General features: G+C 61.4%; 20 protein-coding genes. 9 read left to right on the top strand and 11 right to left on the bottom strand.

Annotated elements, in window-relative coordinates; all coding sequences use genetic code 11:
* Positions 1-44 precede the first annotated feature (44 nt).
* Positions 45-1,007, top strand: a complete 963-nt coding sequence (locus E1K68_RS00520) for a CobW family GTP-binding protein (RefSeq protein ID WP_094773986.1) — start codon at positions 45-47, stop codon at positions 1,005-1,007.
* Here E1K68_RS00520 and E1K68_RS00515 read toward each other — a convergent pair.
* Positions 1,001-1,396, bottom strand: coding sequence for a DUF3301 domain-containing protein (locus tag E1K68_RS00515; protein ID WP_003195752.1), 396 nt, complete (start codon positions 1,394-1,396; stop codon positions 1,001-1,003). The two genes, E1K68_RS00520 and E1K68_RS00515, sit on opposite strands and share 7 nt — an antisense overlap.
* A gap of 117 nt (positions 1,397-1,513) precedes the next feature.
* Here E1K68_RS00515 and pdxY point away from each other — a divergent pair, with 117 nt between their 5' ends.
* The gene (gene pdxY, locus E1K68_RS00510; RefSeq protein ID WP_003195749.1) at positions 1,514-2,386 is read left to right on the top strand and encodes a pyridoxal kinase PdxY; all 873 of its coding nucleotides are present in this window, start codon (positions 1,514-1,516) and stop codon (positions 2,384-2,386) included.
* A 133-nt stretch (positions 2,387-2,519) separates the two neighbouring features.
* Here pdxY and E1K68_RS00505 read toward each other — a convergent pair whose 3' ends face one another.
* Positions 2,520-3,005: an acyl-CoA thioesterase gene (locus tag E1K68_RS00505; RefSeq protein ID WP_003195747.1), complete on the bottom strand. Its 486-nt coding sequence runs from the start codon at positions 3,003-3,005 to the stop codon at positions 2,520-2,522.
* A gap of 283 nt (positions 3,006-3,288) precedes the next feature.
* Between E1K68_RS00505 and E1K68_RS00500 the strand changes: the two genes are divergently transcribed.
* Positions 3,289-5,046 carry a cation:proton antiporter gene (locus tag E1K68_RS00500; RefSeq protein ID WP_003195744.1) on the top strand — a complete coding sequence of 586 codons (1,758 nt, stop codon included), beginning with the start codon at positions 3,289-3,291 and terminating at the stop codon, positions 5,044-5,046.
* A gap of 101 nt (positions 5,047-5,147) precedes the next feature.
* Here E1K68_RS00500 and E1K68_RS00495 read toward each other — a convergent pair whose 3' ends face one another.
* The 3 genes from E1K68_RS00495 to uvrD form a co-directional block, all read right to left on the bottom strand.
* The gene (locus E1K68_RS00495) at positions 5,148-5,555 is read right to left on the bottom strand and encodes an SMI1/KNR4 family protein (protein ID WP_003195742.1); all 408 of its coding nucleotides are present in this window, start codon (positions 5,553-5,555) and stop codon (positions 5,148-5,150) included.
* A 135-nt stretch (positions 5,556-5,690) separates the two neighbouring features.
* A complete protein-coding gene (locus E1K68_RS00490) occupies positions 5,691-6,551 on the bottom strand; it encodes a Tim44 domain-containing protein (RefSeq protein WP_212613658.1) in 861 nt (286 codons plus the stop codon).
* Positions 6,552-6,835: 284 nt separating this feature from the next.
* Complete coding sequence (gene uvrD, locus E1K68_RS00485) at positions 6,836-9,019, bottom strand: DNA helicase II (RefSeq protein ID WP_003195738.1); 2,184 nt, start codon at positions 9,017-9,019, stop codon at positions 6,836-6,838.
* A 279-nt stretch (positions 9,020-9,298) separates the two neighbouring features.
* Here uvrD and E1K68_RS00480 point away from each other — a divergent pair, with 279 nt between their 5' ends.
* From E1K68_RS00480 to E1K68_RS00470, 3 genes are all read left to right on the top strand, one after another.
* A complete protein-coding gene (locus E1K68_RS00480; protein WP_003195736.1) occupies positions 9,299-12,172 on the top strand; it encodes an EAL domain-containing protein in 2,874 nt (957 codons plus the stop codon).
* 163 nt (positions 12,173-12,335) lie between these two features.
* Positions 12,336-13,202 (top strand): transcriptional regulator HexR, encoded by an 867-nt coding sequence (gene hexR, locus E1K68_RS00475; RefSeq protein WP_003177007.1) that lies wholly within the window; start codon positions 12,336-12,338, stop codon positions 13,200-13,202.
* 206 nt (positions 13,203-13,408) lie between these two features.
* Positions 13,409-13,606: a hypothetical protein gene (locus tag E1K68_RS00470; RefSeq protein WP_020302818.1), complete on the top strand. Its 198-nt coding sequence runs from the start codon at positions 13,409-13,411 to the stop codon at positions 13,604-13,606.
* On the opposite strand, the gene E1K68_RS00465 is transcribed toward E1K68_RS00470, so the two are convergent.
* Complete coding sequence (locus E1K68_RS00465; protein WP_003195734.1) at positions 13,536-14,510, bottom strand: LysR family transcriptional regulator; 975 nt, start codon at positions 14,508-14,510, stop codon at positions 13,536-13,538. The two genes, E1K68_RS00470 and E1K68_RS00465, sit on opposite strands and share 71 nt — an antisense overlap.
* Before the next feature lie 194 nt (positions 14,511-14,704).
* On the opposite strand from E1K68_RS00465, the gene E1K68_RS00460 reads away from it, so the two are divergent.
* The gene (locus E1K68_RS00460) at positions 14,705-16,120 is read left to right on the top strand and encodes an acetyl-CoA carboxylase biotin carboxylase subunit (RefSeq protein ID WP_003195732.1); all 1,416 of its coding nucleotides are present in this window, start codon (positions 14,705-14,707) and stop codon (positions 16,118-16,120) included.
* An 11-nt stretch (positions 16,121-16,131) separates the two neighbouring features.
* Entirely contained in the window at positions 16,132-17,940 is a 1,809-nt protein-coding gene (gene oadA / locus E1K68_RS00455; protein ID WP_003195730.1) for a sodium-extruding oxaloacetate decarboxylase subunit alpha, read from the top strand.
* Positions 17,941-18,024: 84 nt separating this feature from the next.
* On the opposite strand, the gene E1K68_RS00450 is transcribed toward oadA, so the two are convergent.
* The 4 genes from E1K68_RS00450 to E1K68_RS00435 form a co-directional block, all read right to left on the bottom strand.
* A complete protein-coding gene (locus E1K68_RS00450) occupies positions 18,025-19,326 on the bottom strand; it encodes an autotransporter outer membrane beta-barrel domain-containing protein (RefSeq protein ID WP_212613657.1) in 1,302 nt (433 codons plus the stop codon).
* 109 nt (positions 19,327-19,435) lie between these two features.
* Complete coding sequence (locus E1K68_RS00445; RefSeq protein WP_212613656.1) at positions 19,436-22,402, bottom strand: autotransporter outer membrane beta-barrel domain-containing protein; 2,967 nt, start codon at positions 22,400-22,402, stop codon at positions 19,436-19,438.
* 155 nt (positions 22,403-22,557) lie between these two features.
* Positions 22,558-23,328 carry an amino acid ABC transporter permease gene (locus E1K68_RS00440; protein WP_212613655.1) on the bottom strand — a complete coding sequence of 257 codons (771 nt, stop codon included), beginning with the start codon at positions 23,326-23,328 and terminating at the stop codon, positions 22,558-22,560.
* Positions 23,325-24,146, bottom strand: coding sequence for an ABC transporter substrate-binding protein (locus tag E1K68_RS00435; protein WP_003195721.1), 822 nt, complete (start codon positions 24,144-24,146; stop codon positions 23,325-23,327). The genes E1K68_RS00440 and E1K68_RS00435 overlap by 4 nt, the downstream gene beginning before the upstream one ends.
* 114 nt (positions 24,147-24,260) lie before the next feature.
* Between E1K68_RS00435 and E1K68_RS00430 the strand changes: the two genes are divergently transcribed.
* The gene (locus tag E1K68_RS00430; protein ID WP_057710612.1) at positions 24,261-25,163 is read left to right on the top strand and encodes a homocysteine S-methyltransferase family protein; all 903 of its coding nucleotides are present in this window, start codon (positions 24,261-24,263) and stop codon (positions 25,161-25,163) included.
* 115 nt (positions 25,164-25,278) lie between these two features.
* Here E1K68_RS00430 and E1K68_RS00425 read toward each other — a convergent pair whose 3' ends face one another.
* The gene (locus E1K68_RS00425) at positions 25,279-25,950 is read right to left on the bottom strand and encodes a GNAT family protein (RefSeq protein ID WP_057710611.1); all 672 of its coding nucleotides are present in this window, start codon (positions 25,948-25,950) and stop codon (positions 25,279-25,281) included.
* Positions 25,951-25,954: the final 4 nt, after the last annotated feature.

Raw genomic sequence — 25,954 nt, 5'->3', positions numbered from 1 at the left:
CCGCGTAGGATCAAACGCTCTAAACGGCCTGAACCATGCCTCTTATGCTGCAGAACATTCCTACCCATGTGATTGCCGGGCCCTTGGGCGCCGGCAAGACCAGCCTGATCAAGCACCTGCTTGCCCAGCGCCCGGCCAACGAGCGCTGGGCGGTGCTGATCAACGAGTTCGGCCAGATCGGCCTGGACGCAGCCCTACTCACACAAGACGATGAAGGTATCGCCTTGGGTGAGGTGGCGGGCGGCTGTTTGTGCTGTGTGAACGGTGCACCATTCCAGGTAGGGCTGGGCCGTTTGTTGCGTAAGGCCAAGCCGGATCGGCTGTTTATCGAGCCCTCAGGCTTGGGCCATCCAGCGCAATTGCTCAAGCAACTGCGGCAGGCACCATGGCAAGGCGTGCTGGCCGTGCAGCCTTGCGTGCTGGTACTCGATGCCCAGGCTCTGGCGGCCGGCAAGCCGTTGCCGCAGGCACAACAGGAGGCGTTGACCAGTGCCGGCCTGCTGGTGCTGAACAAGGACGAGACGCTGACCGCAGCGCAACGTCAGGCGATTGAAGCGCAATTACCCGATTGCCCGCTCCATTGGACACGCCAGGCGCAACTGCCACTCGACCGGTTGCCCGGTTTGAAAGCACAGGCCCAAGTAGCTGTGGATAATTTCGGCGTTCCTGAAGCGGTGGGGCAAATGCCGGCGATCTGGAGCGACCCGGGGCTGCCGATCTGTCTGAGTCAGAGCCAGGAGGGCGGCTGGAGCATCGGCTGGCGCTGGCACCCAAGCCAGCGATTCGATGTTAGCCGTCTGCATCAGTGGCTATCGAGTTTGGGCTGGCGCCGGGCCAAATTGGTTATCCACAGTGTTGACGGCTGGGTGTCCGCCAACGCGGTGGATAACAGTCCACTGCACTGGCAACCCAGCGCTTGGCGGCGCGATTCACGCGTTGAATTGATCTTCAGCGCACCACAGGACGTGGCCGCATTGCAGAGCGCCCTGGCAGCCTGCCGTTACTGATGTTTCTTGCTGGCGTGGTCCTGGCGCCACTGGCTCAATTCGATGATCTCGGCGCTGGGCAGCGGCTCTTTGGTTTCGAACGGGTAGGGCGCCAGTTCGATCTGCGCGCTGTGGGCGCCGAATTGGGTGATGACCCCGGCATGCCGGGTTTCGCCGGTTACCGTAAACTCGAAATTATAGATGCGCGCCAGGCGTCGACGGCCATTGGCATCCTTGACGAAACCGATGCGTTTGAGCGCCACGGCACCGTCAAGCAGCTCGATATCGAGCTTGGCGCAATGCTGCTTGACCCGCGCCAACGCCCGTTCACGCAGGCCGTGGTTGTGCCAAACCCAGGCGGCGCCGGTGGCCAGCAGCATCAAGACGAAGATGTTTCCCAGGGTCAGCATTCCATGAACTCCAACAAAGTGAGCGCAGCTTAACTGTGTCGCCGGTCTGTCGTACAGGCTGCGTTTAGTCGCATACTGCTCGGCCAGAAATTCAACGGTTTTACGGAAATCTCCCGCATGAAACGTACACCTCACCTGCTTGCGATCCAGTCTCATGTGGTCTTCGGCCACGCCGGAAACAGCGCCGCCGTGTTCCCCATGCAGCGGGTCGGGGTGAACGTCTGGCCGCTCAACACGGTGCAGTTCTCCAACCACACACAGTATGGACAGTGGGCGGGCGAAGTGTTGGCGCCGCAGCAAATTCCTGCGCTGGTAGAGGGTATTGCCGCGATTGGTGAGCTGGGCAATTGTGATGCGGTGCTGTCCGGATACCTGGGCAGTGCAGACCAGGGCCGCGCCATCCTCAGCGGTGTGGCGCGCATCAAGGCGATCAACCCCAAGGCGCTGTACCTGTGCGACCCGGTGATGGGCCACCCGGAAAAGGGCTGCATCGTGCCGCAGGAGGTCAGCGATTTCCTTTTGGATGAGGCTGCCGCCATGGCGGACTTCCTGTGCCCCAACCAACTGGAGTTGGACAGCTTTGCCGGGCGCAAGCCGCAATCGCTGTTCGATTGCCTGGCGATGGCCAAGGCATTGCTGGCGCGTGGGCCCAAGGCGGTGCTGGTCAAGCACCTGGATTACCCAGGCAAACTGCCAGAAGGGTTTGAAATGCTGTTGGTGACGGCTGATGGCAGTTGGCACTTACGTCGACCGCTGCTGGCGTTTCCGCGTCAGCCAGTGGGCGTGGGCGACCTGACGTCCGGCCTGTTCCTGGCGCGGGTACTGTTGGGCGATAGCCTGGTGGCCGCTTTTGAGTTCACCGCTGCGGCCGTGCATGAAGTGCTGCTGGAAACCCAGGCCTGCGCCAGTTATGAACTGGAACTGGTGCGGGCCCAGGACCGTATTGCCCATCCGCGTGTGCGCTTCGAAGCCACACCGATCAGCCTGTAATGACACAGATCCCAATGTGGGAGCGGGCTTGGCCGCGATGACGGAGTCTCAGTCAAAGAGATGTCGACTGAACCACTGCTATCGCGGGCAAGCCCGCTCCCACACTTTTTTGAGTTGATTCACCGCTTGGAGTTTACGGCGCGTCGGCTTTGATTTCCCGGTAGCGCTTTTCCAATTCCTGGCGAATCTGCCGACGCTGCTGGGCCTGCACAAAGCGGCGCTTGTCCTCGCTGTTCTGCGGCTGCAACGGCGGTACAGCGGCAGGTTTGCGCTGGTCATCCACGGCCACCATGGTGAAGAAGCAGCTGTTGGTATGGCGCACCGAGCGCTCACGGATGTTCTCGGTCACCACCTTGATGCCCACTTCCATCGACGTATTGCCGGTGTAGTTGACTGACGCCAGGAAGGTCACCAGTTCACCGACATGGATCGGCTCGCGAAAGATCACCTGGTCCACCGACAGCGTGACCACATAACGACCGGCATAACGGCTGGCGCAGGCGTAGGCCACTTCGTCGAGGTACTTGAGCAGCGTGCCGCCGTGCACATTGCCAGAGAAGTTGGCCATGTCAGGGGTCATCAGTACCGTCATCGACAGCTGGGCGTTTCCGGGTTCCATAGCACACTCACGGGTTGTAGGCATTGGTTGGGGGGAAGGCACCTCTGCGGGTACTCAAAGTCTTTGCAGCGCCATCCCTAACGGGACGCCGTCAGGCGGCTTGCCGTCACGCGCGCAGCGATCTGTTTCCATATATTGCACCGGCTTTCCAGCAGAAGTCGCGGTGTTACCCTTCAAAAGCCCTTCTCAGGGCTTTTCTTACGATCAAGGCAGACTTTTCCGACCCTTCAAAGGCGCGGCCGGAAGTGGGAAAAGTGCCGGCACCCTCAAGGAGCCCCTCGCCATGCACGCCATCAGCTTTATCCAGGACTTGGCCGTGATCATGCTGGTGGCAGGGGTGGTCACCATCCTGTTTCACCGCTTCAAGCAGCCGGTGGTGTTGGGCTACATCGTCGCCGGCTTCATTATCGGCCCCCACACCCCGCCGTTTGGCCTGATCCACGACGAAGACACGATCAAGACCCTGGCCGAGTTGGGGGTTATCTTCCTGATGTTCTGTCTGGGCTTGGAATTCAGCCTGCGCAAGCTATTCAAGGTAGGAGCTACGGCGTTTATCGCGGCGTTCCTGGAAATCGTGCTGATGATCTGGATCGGCTACGAGATCGGCCGCTGGTTCGATTGGAGCACCATGGACTCGCTGTTCCTCGGCGCGATCCTGGCGATCTCCTCGACCACCATTATCGTCAAGGCCCTCAACGACCTGAAGATGAAAGACCAGCGGTTCGCCCAGCTGATTTTCGGCGTGCTGATTGTCGAGGACATCCTGGGTATCGGCATCATTGCCTTGCTGTCGAGCATTGCCGTCAGTGGCACGGTCAGCTCCGGCGAGGTGTTCTCCACGGTCGGCAAGCTCTCGTTGTTCATGATCGTCGCCCTGGTGATTGGTATTTTGCTGGTGCCGCGCCTGCTGGCCTATGTGGCCAAGTTCGAAAGCAACGAGATGCTGCTGATCACCGTGTTGGGCCTGTGTTTCGGTTTCTGCCTGCTGGTGGTGAAGTTGGAATACAGCATGGTGCTCGGGGCCTTCCTGATTGGCGCCATCATGGCTGAATCCCGCCAGTTGATTAAGATCGAGGGCCTAATCGAGCCCGTTCGCGACATGTTCAGCGCAATTTTCTTCGTGGCGATTGGCTTGATGATCGACCCGCAGATCCTGCTGCAATACGCCTGGCCCATTGCAGTGATCACCGTGGCCGTGGTGCTGGGCAAGATGCTGTCTTGCGGGCTGGGCGCGTTTATCGCCGGCAACGATGGTCGCACCTCGCTGCGGGTGGGTATGGGGCTGTCACAAATTGGCGAGTTTTCTTTCATCATCGCGGCGCTGGGGATGACCCTGCAGGTCACCAGCGACTTTCTGTACCCCGTGGCGGTGGCCGTTTCGGCGATCACCACGCTGCTCACGCCCTACCTGATTCGTGGCGCGGACCCACTGTCGTTGAAGATCGCGGCGGTGATGCCCAAGCGTATGAGCCGAGTGTTCGGCATGTATGGCGAATGGCTGCGCAGCATTTCGCCTCAGGGCGAGGGGGCGATGTTGGCCGCGATGATCCGCAAGATCATCCTGCAGGTCGGGGTAAACCTGGCGTTGGTGATCGCGATCTTCTTTGCCGGCAGCTTTTTCGCGGAGCGCATCGGTGGGTATCTGGAGGGCTGGGTCAGCGATCAGAGCTGGCAGAAGGCGTTGATCTGGGGCGGGGCGCTGCTGGTGTCGTTGCCGTTTCTGATTGCGGCGTATCGCAAGCTCAAGGCGTTGTCGATGCTGCTGGCGGAGATGAGCGTGAAGCCGGAAATGGCCGGACGGCATACCCAGCGTGTGCGACGGGTGATTGCCGAGCTGATCCCGATCTTGTCGCTGCTGGTAATCTTCCTGCTATTGGCAGCCTTGTCGGCCAGTATTCTGCCGACCAACAAGTTGCTGGTGCTGATTGCCGTGGTCACGGCGGCGGTGGCTGCAGTGCTCTGGCGCTGGTTTATCCGTGTGCATACGCGGATGCAGGTTGCGTTGCTGGAGACGCTGGATAACCACAAGGATACACAGTAGAGCGAGCTTGCTCGCGAAGATTGTTAACGATAACGCGGGAAACCTGACACAAAGCGGCGCCCTCAGGTTTCTCGCGAGCAAGCTCGGCTTCTACAAGGGACTCAGCTTTCCAGCCAGACGTCCCGCGCCCAGTGCCACACCGATTCCCAGGTTTCTTCCTGGACGAGTTCTTCTTCGGCAGACCACAACACCACGGTGCCGTCTTCTTCGACGCAGTAGTAGTCATCGCCGTCCTGGCAGATAGGGATCAGGCTGCGATCAACGCCGGCATCCCAGGCGTTGGCGGCAACGTCAGGCAGGTAGGTGTGGGACTGCGGGTCGGTGACGGTCACTGGCTCCAGGCTGCCATAGACCACGTCACTGACGGTCAGCAGGAATTCGCGGAAGACAAAGGGGATGTCGATGAACAGTTGTTCTTCGATTTCCACCAGTTGGTCTTCGTCAGGCAGCTCCAAAGGAACCGGGACCGGTTCGTTGGCTTCACGCAGTTGTTCGATGATTTCTTCCACGGCCGGGATCCTCTTGCTAGATGGCGCGGTTTATAGGGGCGTTTTATACAGTAGCTCGCTATAAGTGCAACCGTGAAATAGAAAACCCCGGACATGTCCGGGGTTTTTGTTACCGCTTGCTCAACCGCGCAGGTATTAACCGTTCTGGCGGATACCGGCGACCAGCCAAGGCTGGTCGTCGCCCTGGGCGCGTTCCATGTTCCAGCTTTCGCTGAACACTTCGCCCTGGTCGAAACGCGAGGACTTCGACACACCGCTGAAAGTCAGGGTGGCGATGGTCTTGTCGGCGCGATCATCCACGCCATCGAGCTGTACGCGCAGGTCGTCGATGTAGGTCGACTGGAAGGCGTCACCGATCTCGGCACGTTCGCGCTTGAGGAACTCCAACAGCTGCGGGGTCACGAACTCGGAGATCTTGTCCATTTCGTTGGCGTCCCAGTGCTGTTGCAGGGACTGGAAGTGGCTGCGGGCCGCTTCGACGAAACGCTCTTCGTTGAACCAGGCCGGTGCGTTGATCACCGGACGGGCGGCAGGAGCTGCCGAACCACCGAAGATCGAACCCATGGCAGGCTTCTGTTCGAACGCTTCACGCTGCATTGGCGCGCCGGCTGGAGCCAGGTGCTCCTGCTGCTTGCGGCGACGGGCGGCGATAAAGCGGAAGACCAAAAAGGCGATGACGCCCATGATCAGGATGTCGAAGATCTGCATGCCCTGAAAGCCGTCGCCCATGAACATGGACGCCAGCAGGCCACCGGCGGCGATGCCGGCCAGTGGGCCCAGCCAGCGCGAAGCACCGCCGGCCTTAGCAGCAGCGCCAGCGGCACCGCCTGCAGTCGCCGCAGCACCGCCCGCACCGGCGGATGGAGCCATTTGGCTGGTCTGGTGAGTCGGTGCCGCGCCCGAGCTTTTGCCGCCACCGAAGCGTTTGGCGTTGGCGTCGAGGCTCATCGTCAGGCCGATGCACAACGCCATGGCGATGCTAAGAAAACGTTTCATATAGGGAATTCCCATTTGTGGATTGCACGCGCGCCATGTTGCACAGGTGTCGTGGCAGTGGCTAGCGGCATAATGTTTCGGGCTTTTGCGTAAGACCAAATCCGAAGGGTCTGTAGGACTAATTACAGATATTGGCCCGCACGCGTGAAATACAAGGGCGCGGCCGTATCTTCCCGTAGGAGCGAGCTTGCTCGCGAAAATCGTCAACGATCACGCGGGCATTCTGGATGAACGCATTGTCTGGGCGTTCTTCGCGAGCAAGCTCGCTCCTGCAGGAATGGGGTTCAGATAGCCTCGAGCTTGGCGTAACCCATCATCAGCCACTTGCTGCCCTCGGCGAAGTTCACCTGCACCCGCGCCTGGGCGCCTGCGCCTTCGAAGTTGAGGATCACGCCTTCGCCGAAGATCGCATGCTTGACCTGCTGGCCCAGGCTGAACGGGGTTTCTGGTATTTCGGAGCCGGCAAACAGGCTGCTGGAATTCTGTTGCTGGCCACCGCCAAACGGGCGGCTGACGCTGTTGGACAAGCGTACTTCCTGGATCAGCCCCTTCGGCACCTCACGTACGAAGCGCGACACCTTGTTGTAGGTTTCGCTGCCGTACAGCCGTCGGGTCTCGGCGTAGGTCATCACCAGGTTCTGCATCGCCCGGGTAATACCCACGTAGGCCAGGCGGCGTTCTTCTTCAAGACGGCCAGGTTCTTCCAGGCTCATCTTGTGAGGGAACAGGCCTTCTTCCATGCCCACCAGGAACACGTAAGGGAATTCCAGGCCCTTGGCGCTGTGCAAGGTCATCAGCTGGATGCTGTCTTCATGCTCATCGGCCTGGGTATCACCGGCTTCCAGCGAAGCGTGGCCCAGGAAGGCGGCGAGCGGCGTCAGCTCTTCGTCGTCCTCGGTGTTTTCGAACGCACGGGCGGCGCTGACCAGTTCCTCAAGGTTTTCTACCCGAGCCTGGCCTTTCTCACCCTTTTCCGCTTCGTGATAGGCGATCAGCCCGGACTGCTCGATGACAGTTTGGGTCATCAGGTGCAGCGGCATTTCTGCGCACTTGGCCGCCAGGTTCTCGATCAGCTCGACGAACACCCCCAACGCCCCGGCAGCACGGCCGGTCAGGCCTTTATTGGCGATCAGCAAGCGCATGGCTTCCCACATCGACACATCGGCATGGCGCGCATGGTCGCGGATCGCTTCGACGGTTTTCTCGCCAATGCCACGCGCCGGGATATTGATCACCCGCTCCAGCGCCGCATCGTTACCCCGGCCTTCCAGCAAGCGCAGGTAGGCCATGGCGTTCTTGATTTCGGCACGTTCAAAGAAGCGCTGGCCGCCGTAGATGCGGTACGGGATGCGTTCGCGCAGCAAGGCTTCTTCCAGCACCCGCGATTGGGCGTTGGAACGGTACAGAATCGCGATATCGCTGCGGGCCAGGCCGGTTTTCAGTGCGCTTTCGATGGTTTCGACCACGTAGCGCGCTTCATCGTGCTCATTGAACGCTGCGTACAGGTTGATCGCTTCGCCTTCGCCGCCGTCGGTCCACAGCTCTTTGCCCAGGCGCCCGGTGTTGTTGGCGATCAAGGCGTTGGCAGCCTTGAGGATGCCGGCGGTGGAGCGGTAATTCTGCTCCAGGCGGATGGTCACCGCGTCCGGGAAGTCTTCGGAATACTGGTAAATGTTCTCGATTTTCGCGCCACGCCAGCCGTAGATCGACTGGTCGTCATCGCCCACCACCATCAGGCTGTCGCCGCCCTTGGCCAGCAGGCGCAACCAGGCGTACTGCACGGCGTTGGTGTCCTGGAACTCGTCCACCAGAATGTGGCGGAAGCGTTTCTGGTAATGGGCCAGCAAACCGGGGTTGTCGCGCCACAGGTCGAGGGCACGCAGCAGCAGTTCGGAGAAGTCGATGACGCCGGCGCGCACGCAGGCCGCTTCATAGGCTTCATAAATGCTGCGCATGGTGGCTAGGAACAGGTCGCCGCTGGCCTGGATATGTTGCGGGCGCAGGCCTTCGTCTTTCTGGCCGTTGATAAACCACTGCGCCTGGCGCGCCGGCCAGCGTTGTTCGTCCAGGCCCAGCTCGCGGATCACGCGCTTGACCAGGCGTTGCTGGTCGTCGCTGTCGAGAATCTGGAAGGTCTGGCTCAGCCCCGCTTCCTGCCAATGCGCCCGCAACAGGCGGTGCGCCAGGCCATGGAAGGTGCCCACCCACATGCCGGCCGGGCTGATGCCCATCAACTGCTCGATGCGATGACGCATCTCGGCAGCGGCCTTGTTGGTGAAGGTCACCGACAGGATGGAATGCGGGGACGCGTTTTCGACCTGGATCAACCAGGCGATACGGTGCACCAGCACTCGGGTTTTACCGGAGCCAGCACCGGCCAGGACCAACTGACGGCCAACGGGGGCCGCTACGGCCTGGCGTTGGGCATCGTTGAGGGAGTTCAGCAAAAGAGAGAGATCATCGCGCATCGACGCATTCTATGGGCCTTGGGGGGCCTGGGCAAATCCCAATGCCGGATGGTCGATGCAAAACGCCTGCACGCTAGCGCCGGGGGCGTACATTCTGGCGTGGGTGATGACCGGTTGGTCATCGGCCGCAGCCCGTGCCGTGTCTTGCCCAAGCGGTCTGGGCCAAAGGTTTGCGGCCAATCGCAACAGGTTTTTTATGACTTGTAGCAGTTTGGCCCGGGCGCTTGCTTGTGTATGCTCCGTCGACGTTTCGGGCTCACCATTATAAGAACACCGCCTATGACCCTTAGCACCGACCTGTTTGGCCTCTCGCCGGCCCCAGCACAGGTCATCCATAAACACTATGCAACCGAAATCGCGGTTGAGCGCACACGCCTGCTGTATCAGGGTTCGTTGCTGCCGACGCTGTTGATGCTGGTCAATGGCCTGGTCTGCGCCTGGCTGCTGTGGAACCCCGATCAGTACCTGCTGGACAGCGTCTGGCTGCTCTGGCTGCTCGCCCTGGTGGCAATGCGCGTGATCCAAGTGGCGGCCTTTGACTCGGCCATGCCCAGCCGCCAGGCCCAGCCCGTGTGGCGGCGTATGTTCATGCTCGGCTCGGCGGTCAGTGGCCTGACCCTCTCGGTTGCGGCCATTGCCCTGGTGCCCACGGACAGCTTCATGCATCAGGCCTGGGTGTTTGGCCTGATTGGCGCCGCCACCTTGTCGGCCAGCGTGGCCTATGCCGTGAGCCTGTGGGCCTACCTGTCGTTTGCCTTGCCGTGCCTGGTGCCGGCCATCGTCTACCTGTTCTGGGATGGCACCCCGCAGCAACAAGGCTGGGGCGTACTCGGCCTGATCCTACTGGCGTCCCTGAGCCTGGTCGCGTGGCAGGTCAACCGCCTGATCCAGCGCGGGCTGTTGCGCCGTTTCCAGAACCAGGCCCTGATCGAGCATCTACAGCAGGCGCAGCAACGCAGTGAGCAGTTGAACCAGGAGCTGGTGCGCGAAGTCGAGCAGCGCCGCGAGGTGGAGCAGGACTTGCGTGAAGCCCAGGTCGGCCTGCAAGACCGTGTGGCGCAACGCAGCCAGCAACTGGATGCTGCCAGTCTCGCCTTGAGTAAAAGCGAAGCGCGCCTGGCCATGGCCCTGCAAGCCAGTGAACTGGGCCTGTGGGACTGGAACCTGCAAACCGACGAGGTCCACCACACCCAGCTCAAGGAGTTGTTTGGCCTGGAGCCCGAATACGTCACGGCGATGCTCAGCCACCTCAAACCGCGCCTGCACCCCGACGATCTGCCCTTGCTCAAGCACGCGTTGGTGGAGCATCTCAAAGGCCGCAGCGAGGACTATCAGGTGGAATACCGGATACGTCATGGCGATGGGCATTGGGTGTGGATTCAAGACCGCGGGCGCGCCGTGGAGCGCACGCCCAGTGGCCGAGTCATCCGTATGCTCGGCACGCGCCGTGACATCAGTGCCGCCAAGGCGGTGGAAGAGCAGCAGCGCCTGGCTTCGACGGTGTTCGAGGCGGCCAGCGAAGGCATTGTGATCCTCGACCCGAACTATGCGTTGATCGCCGTGAACCAGGCGTTCAGCCGCGTCACCGGCTTTGACATCGACGACATGCTTGGCCGCAACGTCGTGGAACTGCCCTGCAGTCGCGATGCCCGCCGCCACTTCCCGCTGATCCGCCAGGCATTGCTCAGCCACGGCACGTGGCAGGGCGAATTGGTGGAAACGCGCAAGAATGGCGAACTCTACCCGCAATGGCTACAGCTGAACGTGGTGCGCGATGTACGGGGAAATGTCAGCCATATTGTAGGGTTCTTCGCCGATCTGTCGGCGCGGCGCGAGTCTGAAGAGCGTATGCGCTACCTCACTCACTACGACGAGTTGACCGGCCTGGCCAACCGTTCGCTGTTTCGCGAACGGCTGCGCGAAGCTCACCAGCGCGTGCGCCAAGGCGGGCGCAGCCTGGCGCTGCTGCATATCAACCTCGACCGCTTCAAATTGCTCAATGACAGCCTGGGCCATGAAGTGGCTGACCAACTGCTGCAAAAAATGGCACGGCGCTTGATCAACGCGCTGCCGGAGGCCGACACCATCGCGCGCCTGTCCGGGGATGAATTCGCCGTGCTGTTCGACGCCTATGGCAACTTATCGAGCCTGGCGCGGGTGGCGACCCGGCTGCTGGCGAAATTGCGCGTGCCGGTGAATGTGGAGGGGCATGAACTGGTGGTCAGCGCCTCGATGGGCGTCAGCCTATTGCCGGATAACGCGCGGGAAATTTCTGCGCTGGTCAGCCAAGCGAATATGGCGATGCAGCATGCCAAGCACTTGGGCGGGAATAATTTCCAGTTCTTCACCGACAGCCTGCAAGCCAGCACCCTGGAGCGTTTGCAGCTGGAAAACCACCTGCGCAAAGCCATCGACGAGCGTCAGCTCACGGTGTTCTACCAACCCAAGCTGTGCCTGGCCACTGGCAAACTGAACGCTGCCGAGGCGTTGGTCCGCTGGGAGCATCCGCAGTGGGGCATGGTGCCGCCGGGTGACTTTATCGGTTTGGCGGAAGAAACCGGCTTGATCGTGCCGTTGGGCGAATTTGTGCTGCGCCAGGCCTGCTGGCAGGCCTGCGAATGGCAGCGCCAGGGGCTGGCGCCGATTCGCGTGTCGGTCAACTTGTCGGTGCATCAGCTGCGTCAGGGCAAGCTGGTCAGCCTGGTACGCCAAGTGCTGGAAGAAACCGCACTGGACCCGCAATACCTGGAGCTGGAACTGACCGAAAGCCAGTTGCTCGACAGCGTTGAACACATCATCGCCACCTTCCAGCAATTGCGCGACCTGGGGGTGAAGCTGGCCATCGACGACTTTGGCACCGGTTACTCATCCCTCAGCTACCTCAAGCGCATCCCGGTGGACTACGTAAAGATCGACCAGGCCTTTATCCGCGGGCTTGGCCAGGGACGCGAAGATGCGGCGATCACCCGCGCGATCATCGCCATGGCCCACGGGTTGGCGCTCAAGGTAGTGGCCGAAGGTGTGGAGGATCAGCAGCAGCTGGATTTCCTGCGCGGCGAGCAGTGTGACGAGGTGCAGGGTTACCTGATCAGCCCGCCCATGCGGGCCGAAGGGCTGGCGGATTTGTTACGTAAAAATGCAGATTTTTCTTAACGCAGCGTAGGCCGCCTTTATGGCTACATAGCGCCTGCCCGCTGAATCAGGGGGGGAGCGGGGCGATTTAGTGATGCATCGGACGGGCAAAACGACAATTCTTGTAGTATAACTACAAGCTTGCTACATCCCTGGCGTCTGCCAATAACAAGAGTCCTGCCCTTTGAACCTGTTGCAACATATCGCCCAGTCGCGCCACCTGTTACGCAAATCGGAACTCAAGGTTGCCGATCATGTGCTGCTTGACCCTGCGGCCGTGATGCACAGTTCCATGGCCGACCTGGCCCACAGCGTGGGCATCAGTGAGCCGACCATCGTGCGCTTTTGCCGCGCCATTGGTTGCTCCGGGTTTCAGGATCTGAAACTCAAGCTGGCGCAAAGCCTGGCTGCTGGTGCGAGCTTCGGCCAGTTTGCAATCCATGAAGACGACTCCGTCGCCGACTACAGCCTGAAAATCTTCGACACCACCTTGCACACCCTGATGGAAGTGCGTGAGAAGCTCGACCCGGTGGAGCTGCAAAAGGCCGTGACCGCAATGTCCCAGGCCCAGCGCGTCGAGTTCTACGGCTTCGGTGCGTCCGGCGCGGTGGCGGCCGATGCCCAGCACAAGTTCTTCCGCCTGCTGCTGACCGCCGCGGCCTATAGCGACCCGCACATGCAGGCGATGTCGGCGGTGACCTTGAAGCCCACAGACGTGGCCATCTGCATTTCCCAATCCGGTCGTTCCAAAGACCTGCTGATCACCGCCAACCTGGTGCGTGAGAGCGGCGCTTCGCTGATTACCCTGTGCCCGAGCCAGACGCCATTGGCGGAGCTGTCCACGGTGAACCTGGCGATCGACGTGCATGAAGACACCGAAATCTACACGCCGCTGACCTCACGCATTGCCCACCTGGTGGTGATCGACGTGCTGGCGATGGGCGTGGCCATGGCCCGTGGCCCGAGCCTGGTCAACCACCTCAAGAGCGTGAAGCGCAGCTTGCGCAGCCTGCGGTTGTCGCCCAAGTCCGTCAAAGCCCTCGACGACTGAGGGCCTGTGGGAGCTGGCTTGCCTGCGATAGCGGTCTGCCAGTTACCCTCTTCATTGCCTGATACACCGCCATCGCAGGCAAGCCAGCTCCCACAGGGAATTTGCGCCAGTTTCGCAAGATTCATCATCCTGTAACCCCCGCGCCGCCAAACCGTCATCCCCCACGCCCATCCTGTACTCCCCGTACTCGCATTGGGAGACTCCAAATGACCCGGCCCTACGAAGACAGCAACAGCACCGTCAAGACCCGTCGTCAGCAGGAAGACCAGCGCCGCATGGCGTTCCGTCGCGCCATCGAAGACCGTTGTGAGGAGCGCCAGTTGCTCCAGAGCATCAGTGACTACCCGGAATTGCATTGGCAGGCACCCGTGGCTGCCCAGCGAAACGCTCAGCCAACGCGCTGATCTGCACCCGTTCGCTGCGAATAAAGCCCAGGAACGCATGGGCCACCGGTGACAGGCGCTTAGCCTTGGCCTGCACCAGGCACCAACTGCGGTACAGCGGCAGTTCTTCCACCGGCAGCTCCTTGAGCCCGCCGGTGGCCAGCTCCAGGTTCAAGGCGTGGCGCGTCAGCAGGGCCACGCCCAACCCTGCGACCACGCACTCACGCTGCGCCTCCGCCGAGGCCACTTCTACCGTCTGGGTGAAGTGCACGCGTTTTTCCTTGAAGTACTCTTCGCAGGCCAGCCGTGTGCCAGAGCCCGGTTCACGGATGAGCAGGGTATAAGGCTCCAGGTCCTGCAGGCGCAGCGGCCCTTGCAGGCTCAACGGATGATCCGGCAATGCCACGGCCACAATCGGGTTGTTGAGAAACGGCAGGAACTCCAGGCCCATGTCCTGGGGCACCATGGACATGATCACCAGGTCGTCGCGGTTGTCCGAGAGCCTGCGGATCACCTGGGCACGGTTGACTACCGTGAGCTGCAATTGCACTTCCGGATGCTGACGCTTGAAGGCGGCGAACAGGTGCGGCACGAAATACTTGGCGCTGGACTCCACCGCCAGTTTCAGTTGGCCTTGCAGTGAACCCTGCATGTCCGATAGCTGCATATCGAGGTTTTCCAGGCGCCCGAAAATATCGCGGCTGGCCCGTTGCAGGGCTTCGGCAGCCTCGGTCATGTAGAGCTTTTTGCCAACATAGTCGAACAGCGGCTGGCCGATCAGCTCTTCCAACTGGCGAATTTGCAGGCTGACCGCCGGTTGGGTGAGGGACATTTCCTCGGCGGCACGGCTGTAGGAACGCAAATCACACACTTCATTGAAGATCTGCAATTGACGCAATGTCATACGCATCAATGACTTACGCATTTTATAAGCCCTTAGCTCCCAAGTTGTCCGGCCAACTATAAGTCTTTACTTATACACAACCCAATAATTATTGATTTTTGTTAATTCTCCTATGCGCATAGTGTGTGTCTCGCGACTGTCATGAAACATTTGGTCACGCGCCGGCCCGGCTGCAACGGGTCGAAGCACGCAAATCGGCTCAAGGGAATTTCCAAGTGATAAAAAAGATCCTGATCGCCAACCGTGGTGAAATTGCCGTACGAATCGTGCGTGCCTGCGCCGAGATGGGCATTCGCTCGGTCGCGGTTTATTCGGACGCCGACCGCCACGCGTTGCACGTCAAGCGTGCCGACGAAGCCCACAGCATCGGTGCCGAGCCACTGGCCGGTTACTTGAACCCGCGCAAGCTGGTGAACCTGGCGGTGGAAACCGGTTGCGATGCGCTGCACCCCGGCTACGGCTTCCTGTCGGAAAACGCCGAGTTGGCAGACATCTGTGCCGAACGCGGCATCAAGTTTATCGGCCCCTCGGCAGAAGTGATTCGCCGCATGGGCGACAAGACCGAAGCGCGCCGCAGCATGATCAAGGCCGGTGTGCCGGTTACGCCGGGCACCGAAGGCAACGTCGCCGACATCCATGAAGCCCTCACCGAAGGCGACCGCATCGGTTACCCGGTGATGCTCAAGGCCACCTCCGGTGGCGGCGGGCGTGGCATTCGTCGTTGCAACAGTCGCGAAGAACTCGAACAAGCCTTTCCCCGCGTGATTTCCGAAGCCACCAAGGCCTTCGGTTCGGCGGAAGTGTTCCTGGAAAAATGCATCGTCAATCCCAAGCACATCGAGGCGCAGATCCTCGGTGACAGCTTTGGCAACGTGGTGCACCTGTTTGAACGTGATTGTTCGATCCAGCGTCGCAACCAGAAGCTGATCGAAATCGCCCCCAGCCCGCAACTGACCCCGGAACAGCGCGCCTACATCGGCGACCTGTCGGTGCGCGCGGCCAAGGCTGTGGGTTACGAGAACGCCGGCACCGTGGAGTTCCTGCTCGCCGAGGGCGAGGTGTACTTCATGGAGATGAACACGCGGGTGCAGGTGGAACACACCATCACCGAAGAAATCACCGGCATCGATATCGTTCGCGAGCAAATCCGCATCGCCTCCGGCCTGCCATTGTCGGTCAAGCAGGAAGACATCCAGCACCGGGGTTTCGCGTTGCAGTTTCGCATCAACGCCGAAGACCCGAAGAACAACTTCCTCCCAAGCTTCGGCAAGATCACCCGTTACTACGCCCCCGGCGGCCCTGGCGTGCGTACCGACACGGCGATCTACACCGGCTACACCATCCCACCGTTCTACGACTCCATGTGCCTGAAACTGGTGGTGTGGGCGTTGACCTGGGAAGAAGCCATGGACCGCGGCCTGCGTGCCCTGGACGACATGCGCCTGCAAGGCGTGAAGACCACCGCCGCCTACTACCAGGAAATCCTGCGCAACCCGGAATTCCGTAGCGGCCAGTTCAATACAAGCTTTGTGGAAAGCCACCCTGAGCTGACCAACTACTCGATCAAGCGCAAACCCGAAGAGCTGGCCCTGGCCATCGCCGCCGCCATCGCCGCCCACGCAGGCCTGTGAGGAATATAACAATGAGCAAGAAGATCTTCGTAACCGACACCATCCTGCGCGACGCCCACCAATCGTTGCTGGCTACCCGCATGCGCACCGACGACATGCTGCCGATCTGCGACAAGCTCGACAAAGTCGGCTACTGGTCCCTGGAAGTCTGGGGCGGCGCGACCTTCGACGCCTGTGTGCGCTTCCTCAAGGAAGACCCGTGGGAGCGCCTGCGCCAACTGCGCGCCGCGCTGCCTAACACACGCCTGCAAATGCTGCTGCGCGGCCAGAACCTGCTGGGCTACCGCCATTACAGCGACGACGTGGTCAAAGCCTTCGTGGCCAAGGCGGCGGTCAACGGTATCGACGTGTTCCGCATTTTCGATGCAATGAACGACGTGCGTAACTTGCGCGTGGCCATTGAAGCGGTCAAGGCCGCTGGCAAACATGCACAAGGCACTATCGCCTACACCACCAGCCCGGTGCATACCGTTGAGGCGTTCGTGGCCCAGGCCAAGCAATTGGAAGCCATGGGCTGCGACTCCATCGCGATCAAGGACATGGCTGGCCTGCTCACGCCCTACGCCACTGGCGAACTGGTCAAGGCACTCAAAGCCGAGCAGAACCTGCCGATCTTTATCCACTCCCACGACACCGCCGGCCTGGCCGCGATGTGCCAACTCAAGGCCATCGAAAACGGTGCCGACCATATCGACACGGCCATCTCCAGCTTTGCCTGGGGCACCAGCCATCCGGGCACCGAGTCGATGGTCGCTGCCCTTAAAGGCAGCGAGTTCGACACCGGCCTCGACCTGGAGCTGCTGCAAGAGATCGGCCTGTACTTCTACGCCGTGCGCAAGAAGTACCACCAGTTCGAGAGCGAATTCACCGCCGTCGACACCCGTGTGCAGGTCAACCAGGTGCCGGGCGGGATGATCTCCAACCTGGCCAACCAGCTCAAGGAGCAGGGCGCTCTGAACCGCATGAGCGAAGTGCTGGCCGAGATCCCGCGGGTCCGTGAAGACCTCGGCTTCCCGCCGCTGGTAACGCCGACCTCGCAGATCGTCGGCACCCAGGCGTTCTTCAACGTGCTGGCCGGTGAGCGCTACAAGACCATCACCAACGAAGTGAAGCTCTATCTGCAAGGCGGTTACGGCAAGGCGCCGGGCACGGTGAACGAAAAACTGCGCCGCCAGGCCATCGGCAGCGAAGACGTGATCGACGTGCGCCCGGCGGATTTGCTCAAGCCGGAAATGACCAAGCTGCGCGGCGAAATCGGCGCACTGGCCAAGTCCGAAGAAGACGTGCTGACCTACGCTATGTTCCCGGACATCGGGCGCAAGTTCCTCGAAGAACGCGACGCCGGCACCCTGGCTCCTGAAGTGCTGTTGCCGATCCCGGAAGCGGGCGGCGTGGCCCGTGCTGGCGGCGAAGGCGTACCGACCGAATTCGTTATCGACGTGCACGGCGAAAGCTACCGCGTGGATATCACCGGTGTCGGCGTGAAGGCCGAAGGCAAGCGCCACTTCTACCTGTCCATCGACGGCATGCCGGAAGAAGTGGTGTTCGAACCGCTCAACGAGTTTGTCAGCAGCGGCGGCAGCAAGCGCAAGCACGCGACCGAACCTGGCCATGTCAGCACGGCCATGCCGGGCAATATCGTCGATGTGCTGGTCAAGGTCGGCGACGTGGTCAAGGCCGGCCAGGCCGTGCTGATTACCGAAGCCATGAAGATGGAAACCGAAGTGCAGGCAGCAATTGCCGGCAAGGTGAGCGCTGTACATGTGGCCAAGGGCGACCGGGTGAACCCTGGCGAAATCCTGATTGAGATCGAAGGCTGATCACAGCCTTCGAAACTGACGTTTAATCCTCGGGGGGGCAGGTGCTCCCCTTTTTTTTCGCCTGCAATTCAGGCGTTCACGGGCTTAGAAGCTCATTTTCCACTGGCCCATCAGGCCTTGGTCGTGGCCATGGTTGCCTGCTTGGCTGCTATAGGTCAGGCCGACGCTGTGTTGGGTCGACAGGGCAAGGTCCAGGCCTGCTTGCAAGTCAAAGCTATCGCGGTCCAGGGCGGTGCCGGTGATGGTGTACTCGTCGATCAGGCCCGGTGCATAGCGCGAGGTTTGGCGGACCTGGCTGTTGACGTCACCGTAGAGGTGTTTCCAGCTCGTGCTGAGGTGGGGCGTGAGGCTCATGTTGTTGTCGAAGCGATACAGCGTTGCCAGGCGCAGGCCAAAGGTGCTGTTCAGGTTTCGCTGGGTTTGTGGGCCGACGTTCAATGCGGTCACGCCGCCGCTCTCTTTGAAACGGTCGCGCTGATAGCGTTGGTAGCCGAGACCGACGAAGGGTTCGACAGTGGAATCACCGCTGCCCAATTGATAGCCCAGTTCGGAGAACAGGGTCTGGCTGCTAGCGTTGTATTTGCTTTTGAGCGAGTCGTGGTAATTGAGCAGGCTGACGCTGCGTTTGTTCTGCCCGGCATGGTTGCTGTAGATCGCCCCCAGGCGCAGGGCGAAGGGGCCGTCCTGGCGCACGGCGTAGCCGCCCAAGTGCCAGCTGTCCAGGTCGGCGGCATAACGCGGGGCATCGAAGCGGCTGGAGGTCTTGGCGCCCATGACACCCACCCGCCAGGCATGGTCGATCGCCCAGTCGGCGCCCAGCAACAGGCCTTGGGTATCGTGTTTCAAGCCGGCGCTGCCGTGTTGTGCGTCTAGGCTGCCGCCGTTGCCCAGGCCTTGCACCCAGAAGTGGCCGTCGTCGTCAGTAGGCAGTGTGCGCAGGGTGGCGAGCAATTGGCGGCTCAGGTGCTGGGTGGTGGCCTGGGTTGCGGTGGCCAAGTTGGCGTTTTGGCTGGCGGCCAGTTGCTCAAGGGCTGCGCCGATCCCTCCAGGTTGCTTGCTCAATTGCTCGAGCGATTTTTGCAGGTCCTTGAGGTCTTCCGCGTCCAACTCGCCGGAGGCCACCAGTTGAATCACTGCGGGCTCCAGCACCTTGGCGACCTGCAGGCCGTTGTGCGAAGTGGCCTGCTGAGTGAGGAACCCGTTGAAGGGCGGTGGAAGGGGCGGCGCTTCGAACTGGGGTATAAATACTCCGCTATAGTCGGCGGCGTCATAGGGATAGCTGCCGTAGGGCTTGTATTCGATATCGCCGCGCGCATGGGCAGGCTGAAAACTGGCGGCCACTGCCAAGCTGATGACGATTGCGATTCTTTGAAGTGTAAAGGGCATGAATTCCCAACCTCTGATGAATGAGGCCGGGAATTTAGGCGAGGCGCGGGGGGATAACTGTCAGCCTATCGACCGCTGATGTGCGGGAGTTGTCTCTAGTACGGTGCGATTAAAAACTCATCTGCCATTGGCCGGTCAGCGCATGGTTGCGGCTGTTGCTGCCCACTTCGCCGGTATAGCCCAAGCCCAGGCGATGACGGGCGGATAAGCCTACGTCCAGGCCCGCTTCGAGCAACAGGCTGTCGCGGTCCAGGGCGCTGCCTTGCACATTGAAGGCGGTGCCACCGGCCAGGAAAGCCTGGCGTGTGGTGCTGTCGACATCGCCATAGGTATGTTTCCAGCCAAGGCTGGCACGGGGTGTGAGGCTGACGCCGTTGTCCAGCTGGCTCAGGTGGGCCAGGCGCAGGCCGAAGGTGCTGCTGAAGTTGTCCTGGGTCTGGCCTTCCACGTGCAACGCAGCGGCGCCGCCTTTTTCGTTGTAACCGTCGCGCTGATAGCGCTGGTAGCCGAGGTTGGCGAACGGCTCTGCGCTCAAGCGACCACTGCCCATGGCGTAGCCCAGTTCAGCGAAAGCCTGCTGGCTGTTGGCGTCATAGTCGCCTTTGGCGCGGTCGTTAAAACCGCTGAAGGCCAGCGTGCGTTTACTGTCGCCCTGGTGCCCGCTGTAGGCCGCACCCAGTCGCAACGCCAATGGGCCGCTCTGGCGCAGGGCATAGACGCCGGCGTGCCAGCTGTCGACGCTGCCGTCGACACCGGTGGTGTCCAGGTCGGTCTTGGAGTAACCCCCTAGCACACCCAAGCGCCAGTCGCTGTCCAGCGCCCAATCGGCGCCGAGCACTGTGCCTTTGGTGCGTTGGGTCAAGCCGTTGCTGCCGTGCTCGCCATCAAGCTTGCCGTAGCTGCCGATGCCTTGCAGCCACAGTCGGCCGCGGGCATTCGGGTCATTGAGGTTGCGCACCTCGGCGGGCACGCCGGTGGCGGCCAGTACCGGTGTATCTTTGTCATTGAGCCCTACCAGCAGTCCCGCACCGCCGCCCACCTTGTGCATGGCGGCGAGCATGCTGTTGCCCACTTGCGCACTGGCATTGAGGGTGGCGCTGGTGAGGTTGGCGGTGCTACTGCCCGCCAGTTGCTCGATAGCGGCACCGGCTGTGGCGGTGGTGGTATTGAGCAGGGCGTTGTACAGCGGGTTGTTCGTGCCCAGGCCTGCCAGGCTGTTGGCGGCGTTGGCGCCATTGCCGGTGCTGGCGAATTGGTTGAAGGCGATGTCGTTACGGGTGTACGTAAGGCCGACCTGGGTGGGGCTGTAATCCAGGGTTGGGGTCAGGAAGGCGTAGTCGCTGGTGACCTTGCCAAACGTGCCATTGATGCTGCCGGCTTGCAGCACGCTGTAATGGCTTTGCCAGGGGTAGGTGCCTTCGCCGGGGTTGACCGCCAGCGTCGCGCCATTGAGGTAAGCGGTGCCGCCGACCTTGATCGGCGCGCTGCTGCCGTCGGCGTTGACGCCATAGGCCAGGGTCGAGCCGCTGCCCATGCGCAAGTCGCGGTTGATGCTGGCGGTGCCCAACTCGGTGTTGGTCTGCAGCGTGCCGTTCACTACCAGGCTGCCCACCGAGCCGCCGCCGGCATACACACCGCCTGCGTCGACCGTCACGTCCCCGACAATGCCGCCTTGGTTGACCAGCTTGGCACCGCTGGAAATCTCGCCGCCGTCGCTGAAATCACCTTGGCCGGTCAACGTCCAGGTGCCTTGCTTGACGTTCAGCCGTTCGAGGTTGCGGCTGTCGCCAAAACTGCCACCGGCGACGTCGTCCAGGGTCAGTCGGTCGTAACCGCTGCCGCCGTCCACCGTGCCGATAAAGCGGCTACCGTTACGCAAGATCAGCTGGTCATCGCCGCCGCCCAAATCCAGGGCCAGGCCATTACTGCCGCTGATCGTGCCGCTGTTGATGACCGTATCGGCATAGTTGCCGACGAACTTCACGCCAAAGCCATCCAGGCCTTCAATCGTGCCGTGGTTTTCCAGGGTGGTGGCCGCGAGCCCCGGCCCGTCGCTGCCGTCGTCCACCAGGATGGCATTGTTGGCACCACTGATCAGCGCGCCTTTGGCGTTGTAGATAGCGCCGCCGCCCAGGGCGATCCCTTCGCTGCCGTTGGCAAAGCCGTTCTTGTCGACCCCCCCGGCGCCGACACCCTGGATAACACCGTAGTTTTCGATATGGGCGATCTTGTCGATGTCCACACCGTCACCGTCGCCATCCGGTTGCAGGCCGGAGAACGCGCCTATGATGGTGCCGTGGTTGACCACAGTGCCGTCGCCATCGGAACCAAAGCCCGAGCCGTTGCGGCCGATCACCGTGCCGTAGTTGGTCAGCGTGGCGCCCTCGTCCGTGGTGATGCCATGGCGGCCACCGGAAATCAGGCCGTAATTGGTGACCGTCACGCCGCTGGCGGAGTCGATGTCCACGCCATCGAACTTGTCATCGCGGGAGAAGGTGTCGCCAGTGGAGATCTCGCCGTAGTTAGTGATAGAAGCGTTGGCGCCGGTCTTCATGCCGTCGCTGGCCTCCCCGCGAATCAAGCCACCGGCACGGTTGATGATCGTGGTGGTGACGTTACTGCTGCGCAGCGCATCCAGGTCCAGCCCTTGGCCGGTGGCCGAGCGAATGGTGCCGCTGTTGTCGATCAGCACGCTGCCGCTGGCAACGTTACTGTTGATGCGCAACGCATCATTGGCGCCTTGGATCACCCCACCGGCAAGGTTGTAAATGCTGTACCTGCGCTCCCCGCTGACACTCCCCGAACTGTCGATACCCCGCCCGCCGCTGGAGACCAGCTTGCCCGCGTTAGTCACCACCACCCCCGCACTGCGGGTGCCGTCCTTGAGCGTCACTGCTACCCCGGAGGTTGTAATGCTGCCAGGCGCCGACGTGGTCAACGTATCACTGCCACCCAGGGTTTGCCCCTGGGTGGCAGGCGTGTCGATCTGCAGGGTCTTGGCTGCGGCTGCTTCGATGAAGCCACCGCCGGCCAACAGGGTGATGGCGAGCGCGAGGCGTTGTGGAGACGGGGGCATGCTGGGCGACCTTGTTATGGCAAGCGAGTCGACCTGTATAGCGGAGGGGAGTTGCAGGAATGTGTCGAAAAGATGACGACAATGAATATGCAATCTATTGCAGATCCTTGAGCCTATTCAGCCTGAGCGCTGCAATATATTGCACATTCTGCACGTCAACCGCGCCGCACGTAGCCCTTGCCGAAATGCCGCTCCATGCGCGCCTGGATCAATTCCAGCCCCAGGGACATCACCCAATAAATGATCGCCGCCGTCGTGAGCATCTCGATATAGCGGTAGCTCGAGCGGCCATAGGACTGTGCCAGGAACATCACTTCCCACACGCCCATCACCGAGATCAGGGAGGAGTCCTTGAGCATCGAGATGAACTGGTTGGTGGCCGGCGGGATGATGGTGCGCATGGCCTGGGGCAGGGTCACGTGCCAGAAGATCGCGCTGTCGCGCATGCCCAGGGCCAGCGCGGCCTCGCGTTGGCCATGGGGCACGCCGAGGATGCCGGCGCGGAAAATTTCACTCAGGTAGGCGCCGTAATTCAGCGACAGCGCGATGATGCCGGCGACGATGGCGCCTGGCACCAGCCCCAGTTGCGGCAGGCCCAAGTAGATCAACAAGATCTGGATCAGCAGCGGCGTGCCGCGAAAGAACGAGGCGTAGAAACTGGCGATGCCGAACGCCACCGCACTTTTGGACAGGCGCCCCAATGCGGTGATAAAACCCAGCACCGACGAGGTGACGATGGCGCACAGGCACAAGAACAGCGTCAGCGCCGCACCTTGCAGGAAGCCGTTGGGCGCAAGGTGCAGGCCGACCAGGTTGGGCAGCTTGTCGAGGATGATCGAGAACTTCAGGTCAAAGCTCAGGAAGAAACTCGCAAACAGGCCGAACAGCGCCGCCCAGGTCAGGTAAAGCCGTAGGCGAAAACTCATCGGCTGATATCGGCGCCGATCCATTTTTGCGACAGCGCGCTCAAGGTGCCGTCCTGCTTGAGCTGGGCGAAGACCTCACGCACTTTGCTGTCCCACTGCGGGTCGCCTTTCTCGATGGCCACCGAGTTGGGCTCCGAGTACAGCGGCGCACCGGCGAGCTTGAAGCGCTTGTCCTGGCTCAGGCGCGGCTGCGCGGTGACCAGGTTGGTGAGGATCGCGTCCAGGCGCACGCCGGCGCCCAGGCCCAGGTCCTGGAATGCCACATTGTCGGTGTCGTACGGGGCGATCTGCACCTCCTCGAACGGGTACTGCAACTGCGTGTCTTCGGCGCCTTCGATCACCAGGTTCTTGTTCAGGTAACTTTCGTAGCTGGAGGCGCTGGTGAGGCCGACTTTCTTGCCGCTCAGGTCCCGGGCTTCGTGGATGCGCTCGTCCTTGGCATTGACCACGATCACGGCCGGCGAGGCGTAGTACTCCACCGGGAAGTCGAACACCTCGGCGCGTGCCTTGCTTGGGGTCATGGAGCAGATGCAGATGTCGTAGCGCCCGCTCCAGCGGCCGGCGGCGATCACGTCCCAGGACGGGGTTTCCAGGCGCAACTTCACGCCCAGTTTTTGTGCCACGGCCTTGGCCACGTCCACGTCGAAACCGTCGAGCTGGTTCTGGTCATTGAGAAATGAAAACGGCGGATAGCTTTCCATCAGCACGCCGACCAGTTCTTTCTTCTGCTCGACACGATCCAGCGTGGCACCGCCAAAGGCTTGGGTTGAAGCAGCCAACATCGTCAGGCCCAGGGCCAACAGCGGTCTGAATTTCAAAATCGAACACCTGAATAAAAAAGAGGTTGTTATTAACCGAACGGTACGCATTAAATAGTTATAAGAACGACTCTCATAGTGAGTTATTTTCATAAGCATATGAGTAAAAAGCATATGGGCGCAGTAAGCACAGTAATTCTCGATGGCGGCATGGGCCGTGAACTGCAACGCCGTGGCGCGCCGTTCCGTCAGCCGGAATGGTCGGCACTGGCCTTGAGCGAAGCGCCGCAAGCGGTGGAGGCGGTGCACGCGGCCTACATCGACAGTGGTGCCAATGTAATCACCAGCAACAGTTACGCGGTGGTGCCGTTCCATATTGGCGAAAAGCGGTTTGCCGCAGAAGGCCAGGCGTTGGCCGCGTTGGCCGGCGAGTTGGCGCGACGGGCGGTGCAGGCCTCCGGTAAAGCCGTGCAGGTAGCCGGCTCATTGCCGCCGCTGTTTGGCTCTTATCGCCCTGATCTGTTCCAGGCCGAGCGCGTCAGTGAGTTGCTGACACCGTTGGTGAACGGCCTGGCCCCGCATGTAGACCTGTGGCTGGCGGAAACCCAGAGCTCGATCGCTGAAGCACGGGCGATCCATGCCGGGCTGCCTAAAGATGGGAAGCCGTTCTGGCTGTCGTTTACCTTGAAAGACGAAGACACCGACGAGGTGCCGCGCCTGCGCTCCGGCGAACCGGTGGCGGACGCAGCCGAGGCGGCGGCGCAACTGGGCGTGCAGGTATTGCTGTTCAACTGCAGCCAGCCGGAAGTGATCGGCGCGGCGATTGATGCTGCCCGCCAGACCTTCGACCGACTGGGCGTGGCCATCCAGATTGGCGCCTACGCCAATGCCTTCCCACCGCAACCCAAGGAAGCCACGGCCAACGACGGCCTGGACCCGTTGCGCGACGACCTCGACCCGCCCGGCTACTTGCAATGGGCGGCGGATTGGCAAGCACGCGGCGCCAGCCATTTGGGTGGGTGCTGCGGCATCGGGCCGGAGCATATTGCGGTGCTGGCCCAGCGCCTGACCCACTGATTCACCGCTGGTCAAAACTGTGGGAGCTGGCTTGCCTGCGATGGCATCAACGGGTTTTGCCTGATACACCGAGGTGTCTGTATCGCAGGCAAGCCAGCTCCCACAGATGTGAGCATTAATCCCGACACTCTGTGAGTGTCTTCAACTGGCCCGAATCACTCTGGTTCGCCTCCGACAACCACGCCTCAAACCCGGCACCGACCTTCGGCCATTCCGAATCCAGGATCGAATACCACGCCGTATCGCGGTTCTGTCCCTTGACCACCATGTGCTGGCGGAACACCCCTTCAAAACTGAACCCCAACCGCTCGGCCGCGTACTTGGACCGCGCGTTGCCGTTGTTGCACTTCCACTCCAGCCGACGGTAGCCCTGCTCGAACGCATACTTGGCCAGCAGGTACACCGCTTCAGTACTTTTCGGCGAGCGCTGCATCGGCGCGCCGAAGGTAACGTGGCCGATTTCGATACGGCCTTGCGCCGGGACAATGGACATCAGGCTGAGGATGCCCTGCACCTGGCCCGTGGCGCGGTCGATCACGCTGAAAAAGTACGGGTCGCTGTGGGCGGCGTGATTGTTCAACCAGGCGTCGAAGGCACTGCGTTCGGTGAACGGGCCGTAGGGCAAGTAATCCCACAGCTTCGGGTCGGCCCCTGGGCCTTCAAGGGCTTGCCACAGTTGGTCGGCATGGCGCGCCGGGTCGAGCTTTTCCAGGTGGATAAAGCGCCCTTCAAGCAGGTGCGCGCTGGGCGCCGGGGCGCCTTTCCAGTCGGCGAGGGAAGTAGTCATGCTG

It is taken from the genome of Pseudomonas sp. B2021, from assembly GCF_018135665.1.
GTDB lineage: Bacteria > Pseudomonadota > Gammaproteobacteria > Pseudomonadales > Pseudomonadaceae > Aquipseudomonas > Aquipseudomonas lactis.
This window is presented reverse-complemented; position numbering and strand designations above follow the sequence as displayed.

What these genes read in the sequence shown, in the direction of transcription:
- E1K68_RS00480 (WP_003195736.1), top strand. Translation starts at nt 9,299, where the DNA reads ATGACCCTTAGCACCGACCTGTTTGGCCTCTCGCCGGCCCCAGCACAG.
- E1K68_RS00520 (WP_094773986.1), top strand. Translation starts at nt 45, where the DNA reads ATGCTGCAGAACATTCCTACCCATGTGATTGCCGGGCCCTTGGGCGCC.
- E1K68_RS00505 (WP_003195747.1), bottom strand. Translation starts at nt 3,005, where the DNA reads ATGGAACCCGGAAACGCCCAGCTGTCGATGACGGTACTGATGACCCCT.
- E1K68_RS00430 (WP_057710612.1), top strand. Translation starts at nt 24,261, where the DNA reads ATGGGCGCAGTAAGCACAGTAATTCTCGATGGCGGCATGGGCCGTGAA.
- pdxY (WP_003195749.1), top strand. Translation starts at nt 1,514, where the DNA reads ATGAAACGTACACCTCACCTGCTTGCGATCCAGTCTCATGTGGTCTTC.
- E1K68_RS00490 (WP_212613658.1), bottom strand. Translation starts at nt 6,551, where the DNA reads ATGAAACGTTTTCTTAGCATCGCCATGGCGTTGTGCATCGGCCTGACG.
- oadA (WP_003195730.1), top strand. Translation starts at nt 16,132, where the DNA reads ATGAGCAAGAAGATCTTCGTAACCGACACCATCCTGCGCGACGCCCAC.
- E1K68_RS00450 (WP_212613657.1), bottom strand. Translation starts at nt 19,326, where the DNA reads ATGCCCTTTACACTTCAAAGAATCGCAATCGTCATCAGCTTGGCAGTG.
- E1K68_RS00500 (WP_003195744.1), top strand. Translation starts at nt 3,289, where the DNA reads ATGCACGCCATCAGCTTTATCCAGGACTTGGCCGTGATCATGCTGGTG.
- E1K68_RS00425 (WP_057710611.1), bottom strand. Translation starts at nt 25,950, where the DNA reads ATGACTACTTCCCTCGCCGACTGGAAAGGCGCCCCGGCGCCCAGCGCG.
- E1K68_RS00470 (WP_020302818.1), top strand. Translation starts at nt 13,409, where the DNA reads ATGACCCGGCCCTACGAAGACAGCAACAGCACCGTCAAGACCCGTCGT.
- E1K68_RS00515 (WP_003195752.1), bottom strand. Translation starts at nt 1,396, where the DNA reads ATGCTGACCCTGGGAAACATCTTCGTCTTGATGCTGCTGGCCACCGGC.
- uvrD (WP_003195738.1), bottom strand. Translation starts at nt 9,019, where the DNA reads ATGCGCGATGATCTCTCTCTTTTGCTGAACTCCCTCAACGATGCCCAA.
- E1K68_RS00440 (WP_212613655.1), bottom strand. Translation starts at nt 23,328, where the DNA reads ATGAGTTTTCGCCTACGGCTTTACCTGACCTGGGCGGCGCTGTTCGGC.
- E1K68_RS00445 (WP_212613656.1), bottom strand. Translation starts at nt 22,402, where the DNA reads ATGCCCCCGTCTCCACAACGCCTCGCGCTCGCCATCACCCTGTTGGCC.
- E1K68_RS00465 (WP_003195734.1), bottom strand. Translation starts at nt 14,510, where the DNA reads ATGCGTAAGTCATTGATGCGTATGACATTGCGTCAATTGCAGATCTTC.